The 18,136-nt window shown below is 68.8% G+C and carries 17 protein-coding genes; 10 read left to right on the top strand and 7 right to left on the bottom strand.

All coding sequences use genetic code 11. The features are described 5' to 3' along the window. Positions 1–247: 247 nt before the first annotated feature. From DKM19_RS43185 to DKM19_RS43160, 6 genes are all read right to left on the bottom strand, one after another. Entirely contained in the window at positions 248–1,165 is a 918-nt protein-coding gene (locus DKM19_RS43185) for an oxidoreductase (protein ID WP_110704292.1), read from the bottom strand. Then, positions 1,166–1,675 (bottom strand): hypothetical protein, encoded by a 510-nt coding sequence (locus tag DKM19_RS43180; protein WP_110704290.1) that lies wholly within the window; start codon positions 1,673–1,675, stop codon positions 1,166–1,168. It abuts the gene before it with no gap. 85 nt (positions 1,676–1,760) lie between these two features. Further along, entirely contained in the window at positions 1,761–2,357 is a 597-nt protein-coding gene (locus DKM19_RS43175; protein ID WP_110704288.1) for a TetR/AcrR family transcriptional regulator, read from the bottom strand. Positions 2,358–2,382: 25 nt separating this feature from the next. After that, entirely contained in the window at positions 2,383–2,763 is a 381-nt protein-coding gene (locus tag DKM19_RS43170; RefSeq protein ID WP_110704286.1) for a DUF427 domain-containing protein, read from the bottom strand. A 133-nt stretch (positions 2,764–2,896) separates the two neighbouring features. Beyond that, positions 2,897–4,060 carry an MFS transporter gene (locus DKM19_RS43165; protein ID WP_204358484.1) on the bottom strand — a complete coding sequence of 388 codons (1,164 nt, stop codon included), beginning with the start codon at positions 4,058–4,060 and terminating at the stop codon, positions 2,897–2,899. Positions 4,061–5,382: 1,322 nt separating this feature from the next. After that, positions 5,383–6,657, bottom strand: coding sequence for an aspartate kinase (locus DKM19_RS43160; protein ID WP_110704284.1), 1,275 nt, complete (start codon positions 6,655–6,657; stop codon positions 5,383–5,385). Positions 6,658–6,945: 288 nt separating this feature from the next. Here DKM19_RS43160 and DKM19_RS43155 point away from each other — a divergent pair, with 288 nt between their 5' ends. Together DKM19_RS43155 and DKM19_RS43150 are read left to right on the top strand one after the other, a co-directional pair. Then, positions 6,946–7,206, top strand: coding sequence for a hypothetical protein (locus tag DKM19_RS43155; RefSeq protein ID WP_110704282.1), 261 nt, complete (start codon positions 6,946–6,948; stop codon positions 7,204–7,206). Between the two features lie 25 nt (positions 7,207–7,231). Further along, positions 7,232–8,089, top strand: a complete 858-nt coding sequence (locus DKM19_RS43150; RefSeq protein ID WP_110704280.1) for an LLM class flavin-dependent oxidoreductase — start codon at positions 7,232–7,234, stop codon at positions 8,087–8,089. 101 nt (positions 8,090–8,190) lie between these two features. Here DKM19_RS43150 and DKM19_RS43145 read toward each other — a convergent pair whose 3' ends face one another. Then, a complete protein-coding gene (locus DKM19_RS43145; RefSeq protein ID WP_110704278.1) occupies positions 8,191–9,240 on the bottom strand; it encodes a hypothetical protein in 1,050 nt (349 codons plus the stop codon). A 563-nt stretch (positions 9,241–9,803) separates the two neighbouring features. On the opposite strand from DKM19_RS43145, the gene DKM19_RS43140 reads away from it, so the two are divergent. The 8 genes from DKM19_RS43140 to DKM19_RS43105 all read left to right on the top strand — a co-directional run bounded on the left by DKM19_RS43140 (position 9,804) and on the right by DKM19_RS43105 (position 18,096). Further along, positions 9,804–10,202 (top strand): DoxX family protein, encoded by a 399-nt coding sequence (locus DKM19_RS43140; protein ID WP_110704276.1) that lies wholly within the window; start codon positions 9,804–9,806, stop codon positions 10,200–10,202. 143 nt (positions 10,203–10,345) lie between these two features. Next, positions 10,346–11,329, top strand: coding sequence for a DUF6454 family protein (locus DKM19_RS43135; protein WP_162642202.1), 984 nt, complete (start codon positions 10,346–10,348; stop codon positions 11,327–11,329). 217 nt (positions 11,330–11,546) lie between these two features. Next, complete coding sequence (locus DKM19_RS43130) at positions 11,547–12,320, top strand: GNAT family N-acetyltransferase (RefSeq protein ID WP_110704272.1); 774 nt, start codon at positions 11,547–11,549, stop codon at positions 12,318–12,320. A 434-nt stretch (positions 12,321–12,754) separates the two neighbouring features. Then, a complete protein-coding gene (locus DKM19_RS43125; protein WP_204358483.1) occupies positions 12,755–13,771 on the top strand; it encodes a polyprenyl synthetase family protein in 1,017 nt (338 codons plus the stop codon). A 181-nt stretch (positions 13,772–13,952) separates the two neighbouring features. Next, positions 13,953–15,785, top strand: a complete 1,833-nt coding sequence (locus DKM19_RS43120; protein WP_110704270.1) for a serine hydrolase — start codon at positions 13,953–13,955, stop codon at positions 15,783–15,785. Between the two features lie 18 nt (positions 15,786–15,803). Then, a complete protein-coding gene (locus DKM19_RS43115; RefSeq protein WP_110704268.1) occupies positions 15,804–16,940 on the top strand; it encodes a sensor histidine kinase in 1,137 nt (378 codons plus the stop codon). Continuing rightward, entirely contained in the window at positions 16,937–17,602 is a 666-nt protein-coding gene (locus tag DKM19_RS43110) for a response regulator transcription factor (protein WP_110704266.1), read from the top strand. The genes DKM19_RS43115 and DKM19_RS43110 overlap by 4 nt, the downstream gene beginning before the upstream one ends. Before the next feature lie 44 nt (positions 17,603–17,646). Next, positions 17,647–18,096, top strand: a complete 450-nt coding sequence (locus DKM19_RS43105) for a universal stress protein (RefSeq protein ID WP_110704264.1) — start codon at positions 17,647–17,649, stop codon at positions 18,094–18,096. Positions 18,097–18,136: the final 40 nt, after the last annotated feature.

Genomic DNA, 18,136 nt, shown 5'->3' with positions numbered 1-18,136 from the left:
TCCGGAGGTTGCATCGGCCGGCGGAAAGGCGGACTTCACCTGGTGCTCAAGCACGTCGATCTGGAACCGGGCGATCGGCGTCGGACTGCCGCGGGCGTTGGACGCCCATCTGGGCGCACTTCGGGCACCGGCCGACCAGAAGAGGACCGACGATCGGACCGGAGGGCCTATCCAATCAGCACCGAGATTGGGAGACCGCGCCGGCGACGATGGAGGGCAGAAGCGGTACGGCGACGGAGTCGTCCGCTCAGGCGAGTTTGTCCAGGGCGGCGAGGTCGTCGCCGGTCAGGCTCAGGCGGGCCGCCGCGATGTTCTCCTCCAGATGGGCCGGGGAGGAGGTGCCCGGGATGGCGAGGGTGACCGGCGAATGACCGAGCAGCCAGGCGAGCGCCGTCTGGACGCGGGTCGCGCCGTAACGGCCGGCGGTCTCGTCGAGCGCCGCGAGCTGTTCGGGGGAGGGGGCCATGCCGGGCGGGGCCTGCGACAGGTCGAGGCCGGGGCGGAGCATCCCGGCGGCGAGGGGGAAGTAGGAGACGAACGCGATGCCGGCGGCCTCGCATGCGGACAGGACGTCCGCGCTGGACCGGTCGAAGATGTGGAGGCGGTTCTGCACCGCGACCACGGGAGCGATCTCGCGGGCCTCGGCGAGCTGGCCTGCGGTCACGCCGCTGAGCCCGAGGTGGCGGATCAGCCCACGCCGTCGCAGGTCGGCGAGCGCTCCGAAGGACTCGGCGAAGGGCGTGTCGCCGGGGAACATCAGCCCGTCGCCGCCCACCCGCAGGTAGACCAGGTCGAGCCGGTCCCTGCCCAGCCGGACGAGGTTCTCCTCGACCTGCTCGCGGAGCCGCTCCGGTTCGGCGGCGGCGTTCCATCCCCGCCACTCGTCGCGGACCACGCCCACCTTGGTGGCGATGACCAGGTCGCCGGGATAGGGATGCAGAGCCTCCCTGATCAGGTCGTTGGCCACGTGCGGGCCGTAGAAATCGCTGGTGTCGATGTGGGTGACGCCCAGCTCCACCGCCCGGCGCAGTACGGCGAGCGCCGTGCCGTGATCCTGCGGCGGCCCCCACGAGCCGGCACCGGGCAGCTGCATCGCCCCGTAGCCGAGCCGTCCGACGGTCAGGCCGTCCGCGAGGCGCAGATCCCTGTCGGCGTGAACGGTCATTTACGACCTCCCTCTGCTGCTCGCGGGCCGTTTGCCACGCGAGGAGAGGCGGGCATGGATCGACGCCGTGGTGATCGCACCGTCCGGGTCGCGGTCAAGTTTGCCCCGCCGTACCAGGTCGTGGACGCCCTGGCGGGTGATGCCGAGCATCGCCGCAGTGACCGAGACCGGCACCGCGGACGCCGACGGGTGCCCGGCGCGCCTGGCGACGGCCTTCCCCAGCGGCGTGCCCCACCATCCGGCGGGCGGGTCGAACGGCGCGTCGCTCGGGTAGAGGGCGCTCACCAGACGGATCGCCAGGTAGGCGGCCTTCTGGTCGTCCTCGCCGAACAGCACGTCGGCCCAGGCCCGGCTCTTCGCCTCCAGCCGTTCGCGGAGACGCTCGCTGTCGCTCACGCCGAACAGGTCGTCCTCGCCGAACAGGATGTCCAGCGGATCGAGCACCCTGCTGCCGACGATCCTGCGGAGATCCTCGGCCAGGGCGCGACGCTCGTCGAGCCACGGTTCCATGCCCGCTTCCCTTCTACTTGACGCCGAGTATCAAGTACTTGTCGTTGAGCGTCAAGTAGTGCGGTGTCACAGGGGAGGCGGCAGGTCAGTCCGAACGGCGCTGGGTGGGGACCTTGGGTGCGGCGTCGAGGAGCGCGACCGCCGCGGCGCGGGCGGTGGTGGACGCGGACGGGTCGCGGTCCATGCGAGCCGACAGCCCGGCCCCGTCGTACAGGAGATGGAGCTGGCGGGCGAGGGACTCGGGGTCGGCCACCCCGGCCTCCTCGGCCAGGCCGGTGAACATGGCCCGCACCCACGCCCGGTATTCGTCGGCGGAGTGCTCGACGGAGCTGCCGTGCGTGGTCTCGGCGCTGGCCCTGACGAACGCGCATCCGTTGAACGCGGGATCGGTGAACAGCTCACCCTGGGCGTCGAAGACGCCGAGCAGGCGCTCACGCGGCGTGCGGAAGCGCGCCATGGCCCTGGTGATGCGCTCGATGGTGCTGGCGTGACGGCTCTCGAGGTAGGCGCGGACGAGCTCCTCCTTGCTGCCGAAGGTGTTGTAGAGAGAGGCCTTGGCGACGCCCGCGTGCTCGATGATGCGGTCGATGCCGACCGTCTGCACGCCCTCGCGGTAGAACAGCTCGTTGGCGGCGGCCAGGATGCGTTCGCGGGCTGATGGCTTGGTCTCGGTCCTCGGCATGGCTCGCTCCTTTAGACAGATCTGTCTAGTCTACAGCGGGCCTCTCCTCCACGGTCACCCGATCGGGGTAAAAGGCGACGTGACCTGCGATGGAGCTCACCGAGGGGTACGGGGTCCGGTAGACCCAGACGGCGTCGGTGAGCTCCTGGCCGGGGAGGGCGAGGTGGTAGTAGGACGCGTCGCCCTTGTAGGGGCAGTAGGTCTGGGTCGTGCTGTCACGGAGCACGGCGGGATCGACGTCCTCGAGGGGGACGTAGTGGACGGGCGGGTAGTCGGCCTCGCGCAGGGTCAGCGCGGAGGTCGTGTCGGCGATGACCGTGTCGCCGACGCGGGCGACGACTCGGGTCTTGCCGGCTTCGACGGTGATGGGGTGGTCCGGTCCGGGTTCCCTGATCTCTCGCGTCATGATCGTGTTCCTTTCCTGGAGGCGGCGCTCACGGCCGCGTCTTCTGTGGCAGCGCGCCCTGTAGGCCGCTTGTTCCTGTTTTCAGGATCGTTTTCCCGGCCTGTGTCCGGGCGCCGGTGGCGACCGCCCCGTGTCAGGGGTGGGCTGTCGCGGGCACGGGGTTGCTCGCCTGACGATTGGTCAGCAGGCCGATCAGTGCCACGCCGGCCAGGAGGATGACGGCGATCCCGTATTCGCGGGCCGTGCCGAGCAGGCCGTCGACGTGGACGACGAGCACTCCGGCGATCACGGCGGGGAGGCCCATGCCCAGGTAGGACACGACGTAGAGCAGGGAGAGGACGCCGGCGCGCTCGTGCGGCCTGGCCAGCGGCATCACCAGCCGGATCCCGCCCTGGAAGCCGCTGCCGAAGCCGACGCCGGAGATCGCGCTGCCGACGAAGAAGCCGGCCGCCGAGCTCACGCCGATCGAGACGAGGGTGACGCCCACACCGACGATCAGGGCCAGGGCCCCGGCGTACAGCACGGTCCGCGTCGGCGCGTTGCGCAGCAGCAGCACGGACACCGCGGCGACCCCCGCGAGGATGAACAGGCTCAGCCCCCCGTACACGGCCGAGTGCGAGTGGACCAGGGTGCCGGTGAGCGCGGGGCCGAGCGAGCCGTAGAAGCCGGCCAGGGACCAGACCGCGAACAGCACGGGAGCGGCGATCAGGACGGGGCGGCGGACCTGGCGCGGGAGCACGATCTCCGGGACGAGGCTCGCCAGAGCCCCGGGCTTGGGTGACGCCGTCTCGCGCATCAGAGCCACGCCCACCGCCTGCAGGACGAACACCGCCAGCAGCAGCAGATAGATCAGGTGAGCCGGGGCGGGCAGGTACTGGACTATCAACGCCGAGGCCAGCGCGCCGGTGGCGGTGCCGATGCCGGGGGCCACGGAGTTGGCGACGGTGCCGCGTGCCCGGTCGATGTCCAGCATGCCCGCGCCGACCGCGCCCACGGCCACTCCGGTCGACAGGCCCTGTACCACCCGGGCCACCAGCAGCGCCGTGACGCCGTCGGCGGTGGCGAACACGATCATCGCCACGGCCTGGACCGCGAGCGCGGCCAGCAGCACGGGACGCCGGCCGAGGTGGTCGGAGATCCTGCCGAAGATGAGCAGCGAGACCAGGACGGCCACGGCGTACACACCGAACACGACCGTGGTGGTGATCGGGGTGTAGCCCCACTCGGCCTGGTAGGTCGCGTACAGCGGCGTCGGCGCGCTGGAGGCCGCCAGGAAGGACACGACGACGGAGGCCATGAGCCCCAGAGCCGCGGTGGGCCCTATCAGACTGCGGTCCCGCCGACGGGCCGCATGACGTACGGACCTACTCACGACTACCCCCAAAGTAGCGACTAGACCAACCTGTCTAATGCGCGCCTCACAGTAGACAGGCCTGTCTGGGTTCGTCAAACGGGGCGGGGCCGCCGAGCGCGGCCGGCCCCGAGGCCCGGTGACACATCGCCGCAGTCGGCGCCTCCGAATGCCCGTCACCAGCTGATCTTTCTTCTGGCTCCACTGTTCTCCTCGGTGAGACAGGCCTTTTTCGGCGCGGTCTGTGAGCCGGGAAGGGCGCCCGCAGTAACCTCGGAGTGCCATGGGGCTGTGCGAACGACCTCCCCGGAGCCCCGTTTGGCGCGGTCAACCGCTCCACTTGGCTCGATGGAACAGACAGATCTGTACAGTAATTTTGGTCCATGTCTGACGCATCGGCACCCTCGCCTTCGTGTCGATGGCGACATCCGCACCGTGTCCGAGCCCGTCTCCGCGCCATCGGCCTGACCCGGGCTGGTCTCCCGTCGTGACCAGGGGGTATTTGGCCCGACATGCCTTCTCCAGATGAGATCCGGCGCGATTCCTCGTGCGAGTCGTCACGTGTTTTCAGGTGCGGAGGCAGATAATTGGTGGTCGCCGTCCACCCATGACGGCTTTCGTAATAAGTGGCGCGACGGCACTGGCGGGAAGGCCGCAGACCCGGACTGGGGCTTTCAAGAGCCGTGCCGTCGCGCCAATTCAGGGACTACCGGCCGAACTCCGTGAGAACGCGTTCGATCCGGGCGGCGGTGTCCTGACCTCGGTGATCGGGGAGGGGAGCCGGAGCTCCCGTCCGAGGTCAGCACGCTCCCGGTCGGCGTCGGCGTGACGGGGACACCTCGGAGAAGGCGAAACAGTCGAAATTACACAGCCGGTGCGATGCTCCGATTCTTACTCCTTACCCAGCGCTTTAGACGGAGCACCGGAACGGCGTTTCTCCACCATCAATGCGGATGAGGGAACGCGCATGTGGCTGGATTCGTCGCCGGCCAGATAAAGCGCCAGATTTGCGATGTCCCGCATCTCGCAGGTGGCGTGGAAGCGCCGCCATGGACAGCGAGAGGTGGCGGCGGCGCCGCCTTCGGTTCGACGGCCGTACGGCGGTGATCCTCGCGATCACCTGCTTGTGGGCATGTGCCGAGTTGTCCTTGCAACACACTGGGTGTGGTTTCCAGCCTTTGATCCTCTCGGGCGCGTTGGTAACGGGCGAGAGGGGATCACATTGGATCGTTATGACGGCTTCCACGAGTTCGTGCAACCCGGCCGGCTTATCGTCCGGTCCCGCCGTACACGACCGCTTCGACCTCGTCGGCGTCCAGGTCGAACGCCTTGTGCGCGGCGGCCACGGCCGCGTCCACGCCGTCCTCTGCGACGATCACCGAGATGCGGATCTCCGAGGTGGAGATCATCTCGATGTTGACCCCCGCCCCGGCCAGGGCGGCGAAGAACTTCGCGGTGATGCCCGGATGCGAGCGCATCCCGGCGCCGATCAGCGAGATCTTGCCGATCTGGTCGTCATACCGCAGTGACTCGAACCCGACCTGGTCCTGGATCTTCTTGAGCGCGCCCAGCGCCGTCTGGCTGTCGGTCGCCGGAATGGTGAAGGAGATGTCGGTGCGACCCGTCGCGGCGGCCGAGACGTTCTGCACGATCATGTCGATGTTGATCTCAGCGTCGGCCAGGGTCCTGACGATGGCGGCGGCCTCGCCGATCTTGTCGGGAACGCCGACAACAGTGATCTTGGCCTCGCTCCGGTCGTGCGCGACGCCGGAGACGATCGGCTGCTCCATCTCGGTTCCTTCGGAGTAAGGGTCGGAGACGACCCACGTGCCTTCCCTGGTGCTGAACGAGCTGCGCACGTGAATCGGCATGTTGAATCGGCGAGCGTACTCCACGCAGCGCAGATGAAGGACTTTCGCCCCGCACGCTGCCATTTCCATCATCTCCTCATAGGAGATTCCGGGAATCTTGCGTGCGGTCGGCACGATGCGCGGGTCGGCGGTGAAGACGCCGTCGACGTCGGTGTAGATCTCGCAGACATCGGCCTCCAGCGCGGCTGCCAGCGCGACCGCGGTGGTGTCGGTGCCGCCGCGGCCGAGCGTGGTGATGTCCTTGGTGCCCTGCGAAATACCCTGGAATCCGGCCACGATCGCGATCCGCCCCTGATCGAGTGCCTCGCGGATCCGGCCGGGGGTCACGTCGATGATGCGGGCCTTGCCGTGCGTGGCATTGGTGATCACACCCGCCTGCGAGCCGGTGAACGAGCGTGCCTCCTGCCCCAGGTTGGCGATCGCCATCGCCAGCAGGGCCATCGAGATGCGCTCACCCGAGGTCAGCAGCATGTCCAGTTCGCGAGCCGGAGGCAGCGGCGACACCTGCTCGGCCAGGTTGAGCAGGTCGTCCGTCGTGTCGCCCATCGCGGAGACGGCGACGACCACGTCGTTTCCGGCCTTTTTCGTCGCGACGATCCGCTGCGCGACCCGCTTGATGCAGGTCGCGTCCGCGACAGACGAACCACCGTACTTCTGGACGACAAGCGCCACGAGAATCTCCCATCCGGACGACGAACGGCCAGTGTAGAGGCGGCCCGTGGCATGTCGTGATCTTGCCTTCTTGTCAATGACGGTGACCGGCCCCGGGCTTCATGACCGCATCACGGAACCGTCCCGGTAAGACGGAGTGATTCAAGCAGATTTAAAGAGTGATTAATGCGCACCTTCTACGCTCTCGCCCGCGCTTGCACAGGCGACGGGCAGTCACCTACAGCAGGTCTACGGCGTTCGATGCCGGGGCAGGTACTCCTTGGGGATTACGGGGGAAAGGATCGGATCGTGCCTGACAACGCCGTACTGAGCATTCGATTTCACCCGGTGGCCGGTGAGGACGTCTACGTGATGAGCGGGGATTTCGCCGGGGAGGCCGAGGCGTTGGAGGCGATCGCCCACGCTCTGGACGAGCGGCGTAGCCTGGTGCTGACCCGGACGAGATACGGCAGTGAGGCCGACGTGAACGGCATGGTCGTCAATCTGGCCAACGTGGTGTCGGTGCGGGTGTCGAAGCCGGAGAGCGTCGAGGCCGGCCAGTACCTGTGAAGCCGGTCCCGGAGGGGGCGATCCCATGAAAGTAGGTCTCGGCCTGCCCGCGAGCGACCCCACGTCCCTGCTCGGCTGGGCCCGGCGTGCCGAGGCCGGTCCCTTCTCGACTCTCGGCCTGCTCGACCGCATCGTGTACGACACCCCTGAGCCGATGGTCACTCTGGCGGCCATCGCGGGGATCACCTCCCGGATCCGCGTACAGACCGAGGTGCTGCTCGCACCCCTGCGCGCGACCGCCCTGCTCGCCAAGCAGGCCGCGACCCTGGATCGGCTTTCGGATGGTCGCTTCACCCTCGGCGTGGGGATCGGGGCGCGCGAGGACGACTACCGGGCCGTGGGCGTCGACGCCCGCAGCCGGGGGCGCCGCCTGAACGAGCAGATGGCGACCCTCCGGCGCGTCTGGGCAGGGGAGCCGTACGCCGAGGACGTCGGGCCGATCGGTCCCGCGCCGGCCCGCCGGGGCGGCCCCGAAATGCTGGTCGGAGGCTCCGTTCCCGCCACCGTCGAGCGTATCGCCCGCTGGGGCGACGGATTCCTCAGCACCCGCCTCTCACCGGAGCAGATGGATCGGTTCTCCAGAACCATCGAGGAATCGTGGCGGGCCGCCGGGCGTGCCGGTCACCCTCGGCTCGTGGCCCAGGTCAACGCCGCCCTCGGCCCCGAACCGATCCTGGACGAGGCACGAAACACCCTCGGCGACTACTACCGCAGCTTCATGGGGGACGGCGCGGCCAAGGTGGTCGACGAGATGCTCGGCACGCCGGAGGCGATCCGGCAGGCCGTCACCGCGTACGGCGACGCCGGCGCCGACGAGGTCATGCTCTACTGCTGGTCCTCCGACCTCGATCAGGTCGACCGCGTCGCCGACGCCATCACGTGATCGGCCCGGCCTCGGAAGCACCGAAGTGGACGATCATCACGGTCCTGCCGCCTACGGGAATCATGAACGCGGGAAACGCTCATGGGCCGGTCGGGCCGTCTTCACGCCGTCCCCACACGGCCCGCGGTGCGCGTCATCGAGGACGTACGGGTCGACAGCAGCCAGCGGATGGCGATCGCCGCGATGAAGGCGGTGAGGGCGGCGACGACGAGCCACGCCCACATCCGCCACAGAGCGGGGTGCTCGATGGTGAGCCAGTCGACCGCCTGCCGGGCCACGGCGGCATACGGGAACGTGAACGACCAGAAACCGGTCGAGAAGGTCAACCTGCGATAGGCCGGGATAAGCCCGACCTGCATCAAGGCGAGTGCCGCGGTGAGGCCGGCCAGGCCGTACGCGATGAGATCCGCCCTCCCTCCGTTCAGGCTGAACCACGCGAGTCCGCCCACCGCGGGCGGCGCGACGTAGATCGCGAGAGTGGAGACCAGCGGGGCCGGAAGCGGTCCTTTGACGGCGATGCGCGCGAGGATGAGCGTGCCGACGACGATCCAGAAGAAGACGCCGACGGCGAAGGCGCCGAGCCCGAGCCCGTGCAGCCCGACTTTCGCGGCCGAGTTGGCGCCGATGAATCCGGCGGCGACCGTCGGGAGGAAGTATCCGCCGTGGACGTCCTCGAGGTGGAACAGTCCCTGCGACCACTGCGCCAGCAGCCAACCGGCGAACAGCGCGGCGATCACGATGAAGGCGACCACGATCCCGGTTCCCAGCGCGGGAAAGTACTCGTACACCTCGCCGCCGATGAGCATTCCCACGACCGGAACGAGGGCTGCGATCGGTCCCTGTACGGGACTCCGCAACTGGTCGACGAGACGCTGTCCCGAGCGGCGCCCGGTGATCGCGTGGGTGACGATGAGCCAGATCCATGCGATCGCGGTGAGTGCCCACAGCGCGACCGCGACGGCCGCGGGCGCGGCGAGCGCGCCGTTCGCGAGGGACCAGGTGGCGGCCAGCCCGGCGAGCCCGAATGCGATGGCGAACGTGTTCATCGGGACGCGCGTCAGGGGCGAGGCCGCGAGACCGTCGGCCGCGGGCTTCTCCCGATCCGGCGGGTAGGTGCTCACCGGGTGGCCGCCCTCGGATATGGGGGACATCTAATGCCTTTCAAGCGGAAGCATGGCTCAAGAGCCCTGGTCGGAAAGCGATCGGTGGCCCACACTCGCGGAGGCCTGTTCCTCGCTCGGAACGTGAGGGGTGCCGGGGGGTGGATCAGGAGTGAAGAGCGAGGTGGCGGGGATCTCCCGCGAGGGACTCCTTGACGCCCGGGTGATCGGATCGGCGAGGACCTCTGCGGCGGCGGGTGCTAGCCCGTCGAGGGCGTCGCTCACAACATCGCGCGGGTCTTTCCTGAGGGCATCGAGATGTTCGGTTATGTCGGTGAAGGCCAAATTCAGCCCGTGACCAGGGTACCCACCGGGCTCACCCACCCTCAACGAGCCGACGCGGTGCGGCAGCGGGTCATATCGGTGCGGGCGATGTCACGTTCCCCGAGCAGGGGGCGCTCTTAGAGGGGTCGGCAACCACGCACGGCCAGGGTCAGGCCGGGGACCAGGAACGGCCGGGGGCGCTCTTAGGGGGCGGCAACCCGAGCCGTCATCAGGAGGCCGTGCGCGAACCCGGCACCGACTGATCGACTCAACGACTCACTGGAGTTCTCGTGTCCACCGCCTACGTCGTCACCGCTCTCGTCACCGCCGCCGCCAACGCCTTCTCGGGCGTCGCCGCCATAACCCGCTTCGCGCCGATCATGCGGACGCTCCGTCCCGCGCTCCGGAGAGCCGGCGTGCCCGAATCGTGGCTGACCTTTCCGATAGGCATTCCCAAGGTCGCGGGCGCGGTCTGGCTGACGCTCGGGCTCCTCGGCGTGCCACTGGTCGGGACAGCCGCCGCGACCGGCCTCATCCTCTACTTCGTCTGCGCCCTCTACACCCACCTCCGCGTCAGCGACTTCTCGCCGCAGTTCTACCTGGCGATCGTGTTTCTCGGGCTGGCGGTGGCCACACTGGCGCTGGACCCCGCGCTGATGCTGGACATCAGAAGTCGACGGGCGTTCTGACCTGTCCGGGGAAGCTTCCCGGTTCAGTCCGGAACATCTCCACGATGCGCACAGTGGGTTCATTCGAGGGTTGTTGGGTGTTAAGCGATGTCTGATGTGCTTACTGGCGTCATTTGATGAATTGTTCTTTTGAAGGGGTCATCGTGCGCCTGCGTATGCCGCAGCGACTACTGCTGTCTTTCCTCGCCGTGTCCGCCATGGTCGGCGGCACCACGGCCGCCGCGGGAGCGGCGACTCCCGACCCGTCCACGGTTGTCGACACCGCCGCAGCCGGTCACGAGCGAGGGGACAGCGCCACCGCCCAGCTGCTGGGCAAGGTGACCCGTAGCACCCAGTGGACGCCGAGCGCGCCGGTGCCACTGCACTTCAAGACCTTCCACCCGCAGGGCATCGTCCGGGTGGGCGATCACTACTTCATGACGTCGGTGGAGATCCTGCAGCCGACCACCCCGTGCAATCCCGCCTGCGGTGGCTACGACCGCACCCCCGGCGCGGGCATCGGGCACCTCTTCGAGTTCGACGCCGGCGGTAACCTGCTGCGCGATCTGAAGCTGCGCGACGGCGACGTCTACCACCCCGGTGGGCTCGACTACGACGGCCGCTACCTGTGGGTTCCGGTCGCCGAATACCGGCCGAACAGCCACGCGATCGTCTACAGGATCGACCCGGCCACGATGAAGGCGACCGAGGTGATGCGCGTCGACGACCACATCGGCGGCATCGTGCACGACCTGTCGAGCGACCGCCTGAACGGGGTCAGCTGGGGATCGCGCACCTTCTACACCTGGAACAAGCGCGGCAAGCTGCAGCAGAAGGTGAACAACCCCGAGCAGTTCATCGACTTCCAGGACTGCCACTACCTGCAGAAGGGCAAGGCCGTCTGCGGTGGTGTCGCGGGCATGGCCATCGCCGGCCAGGGGTTCGAACTCGGTGGCATCTCCCTGCTCGACCTGCGCTCGATGACCGCGATCAACACCGTCCCGGTCACCGCGCTCAGCCCGGCCGGGCACTCGATAACCCGCAACCCGGTGTGGTTGCAGGCGAACGGGAAGTCGCTGCAACTGCTGGCGGTGCCGGACGACGACGACTCCTCGCTGCTGACCTACAGCACGCCCCCGCTGTCCTGACACATACCTGATCAACCGGGGCGTAGCCGTATCGACAACGGCTACGCCCCGGCCATGTCAGCACCGGTAGCTGAGCGGTGCCTTGCTCGGCAAGGCGCACCACACCAGGCCAGCGAGCATCGTATGTCCCTTAAGTATAATATGTCGGCTTATGTAACTTATCGTCATTTTTGAGCCATTTGGCTCACATGTAACGATCTAAAAATGGGAGCCGCATATGGACGACGGGAACCGCAACGCACTGGCCACGGAGGTGACGCGCTCGATCATGCACACGTTCGAGTCGCTCTTCGCGCTCGCTCCCAGCGGGGAGCTCTGGCGTGGGAAGCATGACACCCGGTGGCTCGTGAGCGGGCTTCCGGCGGCGTTCATGAACACCGTATTCGCTCCCGGCGGCCTGCTGGACGCCGACGAGGTGGAGAGCTTCGCCGCGCTGATGGACGGCCGTTCGCTGCCCTGGAGCATCAACGTCCTCGGTGAGCCGGCTCCGGAGATCGTCGATCTGGTCACGCGGTACGGGCTGACCACCCGCGAGCACGCGCCGCTGATGGTGAGGGACAGCGCGGAGCCGCTGCCGCAGTCCGTGGGCGCGCACCCGATCCGTACCCTCGACGGGAAGGATCACCAGGTCTACGGCGAGACCCTGGCGGCCGGTTTCGAGGCCCCGCTGGAGATCATGTCGTGGTTCGCGAGGCGCGAACTCCTTGACGCACCGTGGGCGACCGCCTATCTCCTGGAGGAGGAGGGCCGCCCGGCCACGACGGGTTACGCGACGCGGCACGGGGATCTCCTCGGGATCTGGAACATCTCGACGTCGCCGGAGTACCGGCGACGTGGGTACGGCAAGGTCATGACGGAGGCGCTCGTGCGGGATGGATTCGCCTCCGGCGCGCGGTTCGCCTACCTGCAGGCCTCCGCCCAGGGCGTCGGCGTCTACACGTCGATCGGTTTCCGTACGGTCGCTGCCTGGACCACCTTCACTCGCGACTGACGGTCCGTTCCTCTCCCCGTGGTCCTGGCTCCCGCCGGTCACGCCGTCCGCCACGGCTCGGCCACCCTGTCGCCGCCGGGCCGGGGGCCGGCCTGCACGCATTAAAGATCAATTCGGCGTGATGGTGTTTATTCCCTCGAAGTCGAAGAGCCAGATATTCCCGCCACCTGTGTGAAATTCTCCTCATGGCGTATGCCCGTATGAGCTGGTTTAATGTCAAAAAGAAATCACAAAAGGGAATCATGGAAAAGCCATTGATTTTATCCCTGGTGAATACATTCATCTCGTAGGGGCGGGTCAGGTTTCTCCGCCGGCACGTGAGGCTCCGCCGGAGATGGCGGAAGGCGCGGGCGCAAGCCGAGAGAGCCCGTTGCGGGCGACTCGATGGGTTCCAGGCCCGAGATCAGGAATATCCCTACCGCAGAGGAGAGAACTTGCCGACGTCGGCGCTGTCCGTCGAGCGGACGCTCATCGATGCAAGGAAGGCCGTCGTCCCGGCGCTGAAAACCGCGGTCAACGGCCTGTCCGCGCCGATGAGGCGCCTGGCCGAATACCACTTCGGCTGGTCGGACCAGCAGGGCGCCCATGTCGTGGACACGGGCAAGGGGACGCGTCCGATATTGACCCTCCTCGCGTGCGAGGCCGTCGGCGGCGAGTTCGGCCAGGCGGTGCCCGCGGCCGTCGCGATCGAGCTCGTGCACAACGCCTCCCTGCTGCACGACGACGTCCTCGACCGGGATCGCCTTCGCCGCCATCGCCCGGCCATCTGGGCGGTGGCCGGAGTGCCCGAGGCGATCCTCCTCGGCGACGCGCTGCTCTTCCTCGGTGTGCGGACGCTCGCGGAGGCTCCGGATCCGCTGGGGAGCACCGGCGTCAAGTGGCTGGTCACGGCCGCGCAGCAGCTGGTCGAGGGTGAGCACGCCGACCTCATGCTGGAAGAGCGCGACGACTTCTCCCTGGCCGAGGTCACCGCCATGGCCCACGCCAAAAGCGGCGTGTTGATCGCGGAAGCCTGCGCCCTCGGCGCGCTGGCGGGCGGCGCGGACGCCGACCGCATCGACCACCTCCGCGCCTACGGAGCGCATCTGGGGCAGGCCGGCCAGCTCACCGATGACCTGCTGGGCATCTGGGGCGACCCGGCGGTCACGGGCAAACCCCGGCTGGCCGACCTGCAAGCCCGTAAGAAGAGCCTCCCGGTCGCCGCGGCCCTGACCGCTGACAACACCGCCGCCCGTGAACTCGCCGACCTCTACCGCGAACCGTCCGATCCCGACCAACTGCAGCGCATCGCCGACCTCGTGGAGGCCGCGGGCGGCCGGGCGTGGGCGGACGAGGAGGCTCGCCGCCACGCCCGCACGGCGCTGGAGCACCTGCGTGCGGCCGCACCGACACCGAGGGCGGCGCAAGCGCTCACCCTGCTCGCGAACCAGGTCGCCGACCGAACGCGATGAACCTCAAGCGGATCAGGGGTCGCTGAGCTCGCTGTCGCGTTCGCCGGCGGCAGCATCAGGTCGGCGTCCCCGTTCGGATTTTCCCTGTTTGGTACGGCCCGCATCTCCCCCAGGCGGGGGAGAGAGGGATGGGTGACGTCGGCGATGTGCCGAAGGGGAGGTTCGCAGGAGTCTTGTCGGCATGTTGCTGGAACTCATCACCGCGCTGGTCCTCGCGACCACCCCGGTCCACGCCGCCCAGCCACCGGAACTCCCGGGGCTCGGCACGCTGATCGACGAGCACGTCACCACGGCCATGGCCGAGGAGAAGGTCCCAGGTGTGGCCGTCACGGTGGTGGCGGGCGGTAAGCAGGTGGTCGACAAGGGGTACGGCCTGGCCAACGTGGAACGGGGGATCCCGGTGGATCCCCGGCACACCCGTTTCCTGATCGGGTCGGAGACGAAGTTGTTCACGGCGCAGGCGGCCCTGCAACTGGTCCACGAGGGCAAGCTCGACCTGGACGCCGACGTCAACACCTATCTGACCACCTTCAAGATCCGTGACACGTACCCGGGACGTCCGGTCACTCTGCGGAACCTGCTCACGCACACGGCCGGGTTCGATGAGGACCACGTGGTGGGCAGCGGTAAGAACGTCAGGCCGCTGGGTGAGGCGCTCGCCGCGACCCAGCCCGCCCGGCTACGCCCGCCCGGCACCGGCGTCTCCTACAGCAACTACGGCGTCGCCCTGGCCGGCTACCTGGTGGAGACGGTTTCGCGGATGCCCTTCGGGGAGTACGTCAAACGCGAGGTGTTCGCCCCCCTGGGGATGAAGGACTCGGCCATCGCGTGCGGCGGGCTGGAGGACACCGGCGCCTACCTGGTGGACGGCTCGACGACCTCGCTCGACTGCGCGGACTTCACCGCCTCCGGCGCGGGGCCGACATCGACCGCCTCGGACATGGGCACGTACATGCTCGCCCAGCTGTCGCTGGACCCCCGCCTCGGGCCCGGTGTCGCCGGCGAGATGCAGCGGCGGCAGTACACCGAGGATCCTCGGCTGCCGGGTATGGGATTCATGTGGGAGGAGTCGCCCTACAAGGGGCATCGCATGCTGTTCAAGGGCGGCGACATGCCCGGGATGCACTCCTACATGTTCCTGCTCCCGGAGCAGGGCATCGGCATCCACATCATGTCCAACGGCGACGGCACCGGACGGCACGGGCTGGACGGGTTCGAGCTGGCCGAGAAGATCATGGACCGCTACCTGCCGGGCGCCGAGCCGCCGTCCGTCCAGGCTCTCTCCGGCGTCTCCGCCGAGCAGTACGAAGGCTGGTACCAGAGCAGCCGGACCAGCCAGGGCAGCATCATGAAGGTGCAGGCACTGACGGACTCGCCGGTGCATGTCACCGCGACCGCCGACGGCGGGATCCTCACCACCGGTCTCAAGGGCGGCCGGCTGCGCTGGATCCAGTTCGAGCCCGGTGTCTTCCAGGAGGAGGGCGGCTGGGACAGGATCGCCTTCCCCGAGCCCGGGCAACTGGCGATCAGCCGCGCCACCGTCGTCTTCGACCGGATCGGCCTCCTGCGGAATCCGTCGCTGCACCTCGCCCTGCTGGCCGCCGCGCTCCTCGTCTCACTGGTCGCCCTGCTGGGCTTCCCCGTGGCGGCGATCTCGCGGTCGGCCCGCAGACGGTCGTCGCCTCCCGCCGGACCCCGTGTCCCGCGCCTGCTCGCCTGGCTCGCCAGTGCTCTCGTGGTCGTCTTCGTGGCCGGATTCGGCGGCCTGCTGGCCGATGAGGGCCGGGCGCTGCCGCTGGTCCTCCAGGGAGCACCCGTGCTGATCGCGCTGCTGGTGCTGTCGTCGCTGACGGTGCCGCTCGCCGCCGCACTGCTGGCCTGTACGGCGATGGCCTGGTGGAAGCGCTGGTGGCGGAGACCGGGCAGGATCGCCTACACGATTGTCGCGCTCGGCATCACCGCGTTCGCCGTCGTGGCGGTCACGTACAACCTCGTCGGCCCGCCGTTCACCTGAACTATGACTTCTTCACTTATGTCATCTGCTGTCCGTGTTGTCCGCCGGATCCCACCGCTCGCCGCGGACCTCGCCATCGCCCTGGCCGTCCTCGCCGCCCATTCGGCGCCCTTCCTGCTGACGACCCGGGCGGCCGATCCGGCGGCGGGCTACACGCTCCAGCAGTACCTTCCCGTGCTCGGCCAGGCGCTGCCGCTGATCTGGCGGCGGCGCGCGCCGCTGCCGGTCCTGCTCGTGGTGATGGCCGCATCCGGCGCGTACCTGCTGAACGATCCCGACACCGCGGAACAGCAGATCCCGTACGCGCTGCTGATCGCGGTCTACGCGGTGGCCGTGCACGGCTCGCGCCGAGCACGGACATGGGGGCTGATCCTGCTCGCCGGGGGCGCCGCCGCCCAGCTCGCCGGGCTGATCCTGCACACACCGAGCGCGGACACGACGGTGCGCGCGATGGTGATGTACGTCGCGGCCTGGGCGATGGGCCGGGCGATGGCCAACCGGCAGGCCTACGCCCGCCAGCTCGAACGCGAGAAGGAGAGGGAGGCGCACCGGGCGGCCGAGCGGGAGCGGGCGGCCATCGCCCGGGACATGCACGACATCCTCGGGCACGCGATCAGCCTGATGATCGTGCAGGCCGAGGCCGGGCCGCTGGCCGTACGACCTGATCCCGGCCGTGCGGAAAAGGCATTCGACGCCATCGCCGCGGCCGGGCGCGACGCGATGGACCAGCTACGCCGCCTGCTCGGCCTGCTGGAGCAGGACACCTCCGAGGCAACCCCGACCGTGGCCCGCATCGGGGCGCTGGTCGAGAGCGTGAACCGCGCCGGACAGCCTGTCACCCTGACCGTCGGCGGGACGCCGCGCCCGCTACGGGCGGACGTGGAGGCCGCCGCCTACCGGGTGGTCCAGGAGGCGCTCACCAATGCGATCAAGCACGCCCGCGCCGCCATGGTCACGGTCGAGCTGGACTGGCGGGAAGACGCACTCATGATCGAAGTGACGGACGACGGCCTCGGCCACACCGGCGGCGCGGGACACGGGCTGGTCGGCATCCGCGAGCGGGCCGCCGCCTGTGGCGGCTCGGCGTCCTTCGGCCACGGGCCGAGCCGATGCGGCTTCGCCGTCTCGGTGCGCCTGCCGGGAGACGCCTCATGACCATCCGCGTCGTGGTCGCCGACGACCAGGAGCTCGTACGCAGCGGCTTCGCCCTGATCCTCAACACCCAGCCGGACATCACGGTCGTCGCCGAGGCCGGCGACGGCGTCCAGGCCGTGGAGGCGGTACGCACCCACGCTCCCGACGTCGTCCTGCTCGACATCCACATGCCGGTCATGGACGGCATCCAGGCGGCCAGGAAGATCTGCGCCGAGACGGCCGCCAGGGTCGTCATGCTGACCACGTTCAACCAGGACGAGTACGTCTACGAGGCCCTGCACGCAGGAGCCAGCGGCTTCCTGCTGAAGGACGTGCGAAGGGACGACCTCGTTCACGCCGTCCGCGTCGTCATGGCCGGAGAGTCGCTCCTCGCCCCCATCGTGACCAGGAAGCTCATCGACGACATCGTCCAGCGCAACGCCCGCCCACCGGCCCAGGTGCCGGGCATGGACACCCTGACCGGCCGCGAACGGGAGACCCTGGCCCTCCTCGGCCGCGGCCTGTCCAACCCCGAGATCGCCGAGGCGCTGGTGGTCAGCGAGCACACCGTGAAGAGCCACGTCAGCAACGTGCTGTCCAAGCTCGGCCTGCGCGACCGCATCCAGGCGGTCATCTGCGCCTACGAGTCCGGTCTCGTCCAGCCGGGCCACTGGCGCCGCTGACCCCTGGGCCGGAGCGGCATCCGGGACGGCCATAAGCTCGTGGCATGAGCGGCTTCGAGATAGGCACCGACGGTCCCCAGGTGATCGTCGTCGGGATCGACGGCTCGGAGACCTCGCTCCGCGCCGCCGCCTATGCCTGGGGGCTCGCTCGCCGCCAGGGCTCTGAGCTGATCTTCGTATTCGTCGCCGGCACCGGCGCGATCACCTCGCTCCTGCCCGACGCCACCGTGTCCGCCTTCCAGGCACAGGAGGAGATGGGGACCGAGCTGCGCGAGCGGATCGCCAAGATCACCGAGTCCATGCATCCCCGGGTCCCGCACACCTTCCGGAGCGACCGCGGTGACGCCGCGTCCGTCCTGATCCGGATAGCCGACGAGGTCAGGGCCGACGCGGTGGTCGTAGGCGCCTCGGCCCAGGCCGGTCACCGCCTCATCGGCTCCGTGGCGGTCCGCCTGGTCCGCGCCGGCCGCTGGCCCGTCACCGTCGTGCCCTGACATCCCGTTGTTCGCGGGTTCCTCACCGTCCCGGTCCGGA

This window comes from Streptosporangium sp. 'caverna' (genome assembly GCF_003203775.1).
GTDB classification, from domain to species: Bacteria; Actinomycetota; Actinomycetes; order Streptosporangiales; family Streptosporangiaceae; genus Streptosporangium; species Streptosporangium subroseum.
This window is presented reverse-complemented; position numbering and strand designations above follow the sequence as displayed.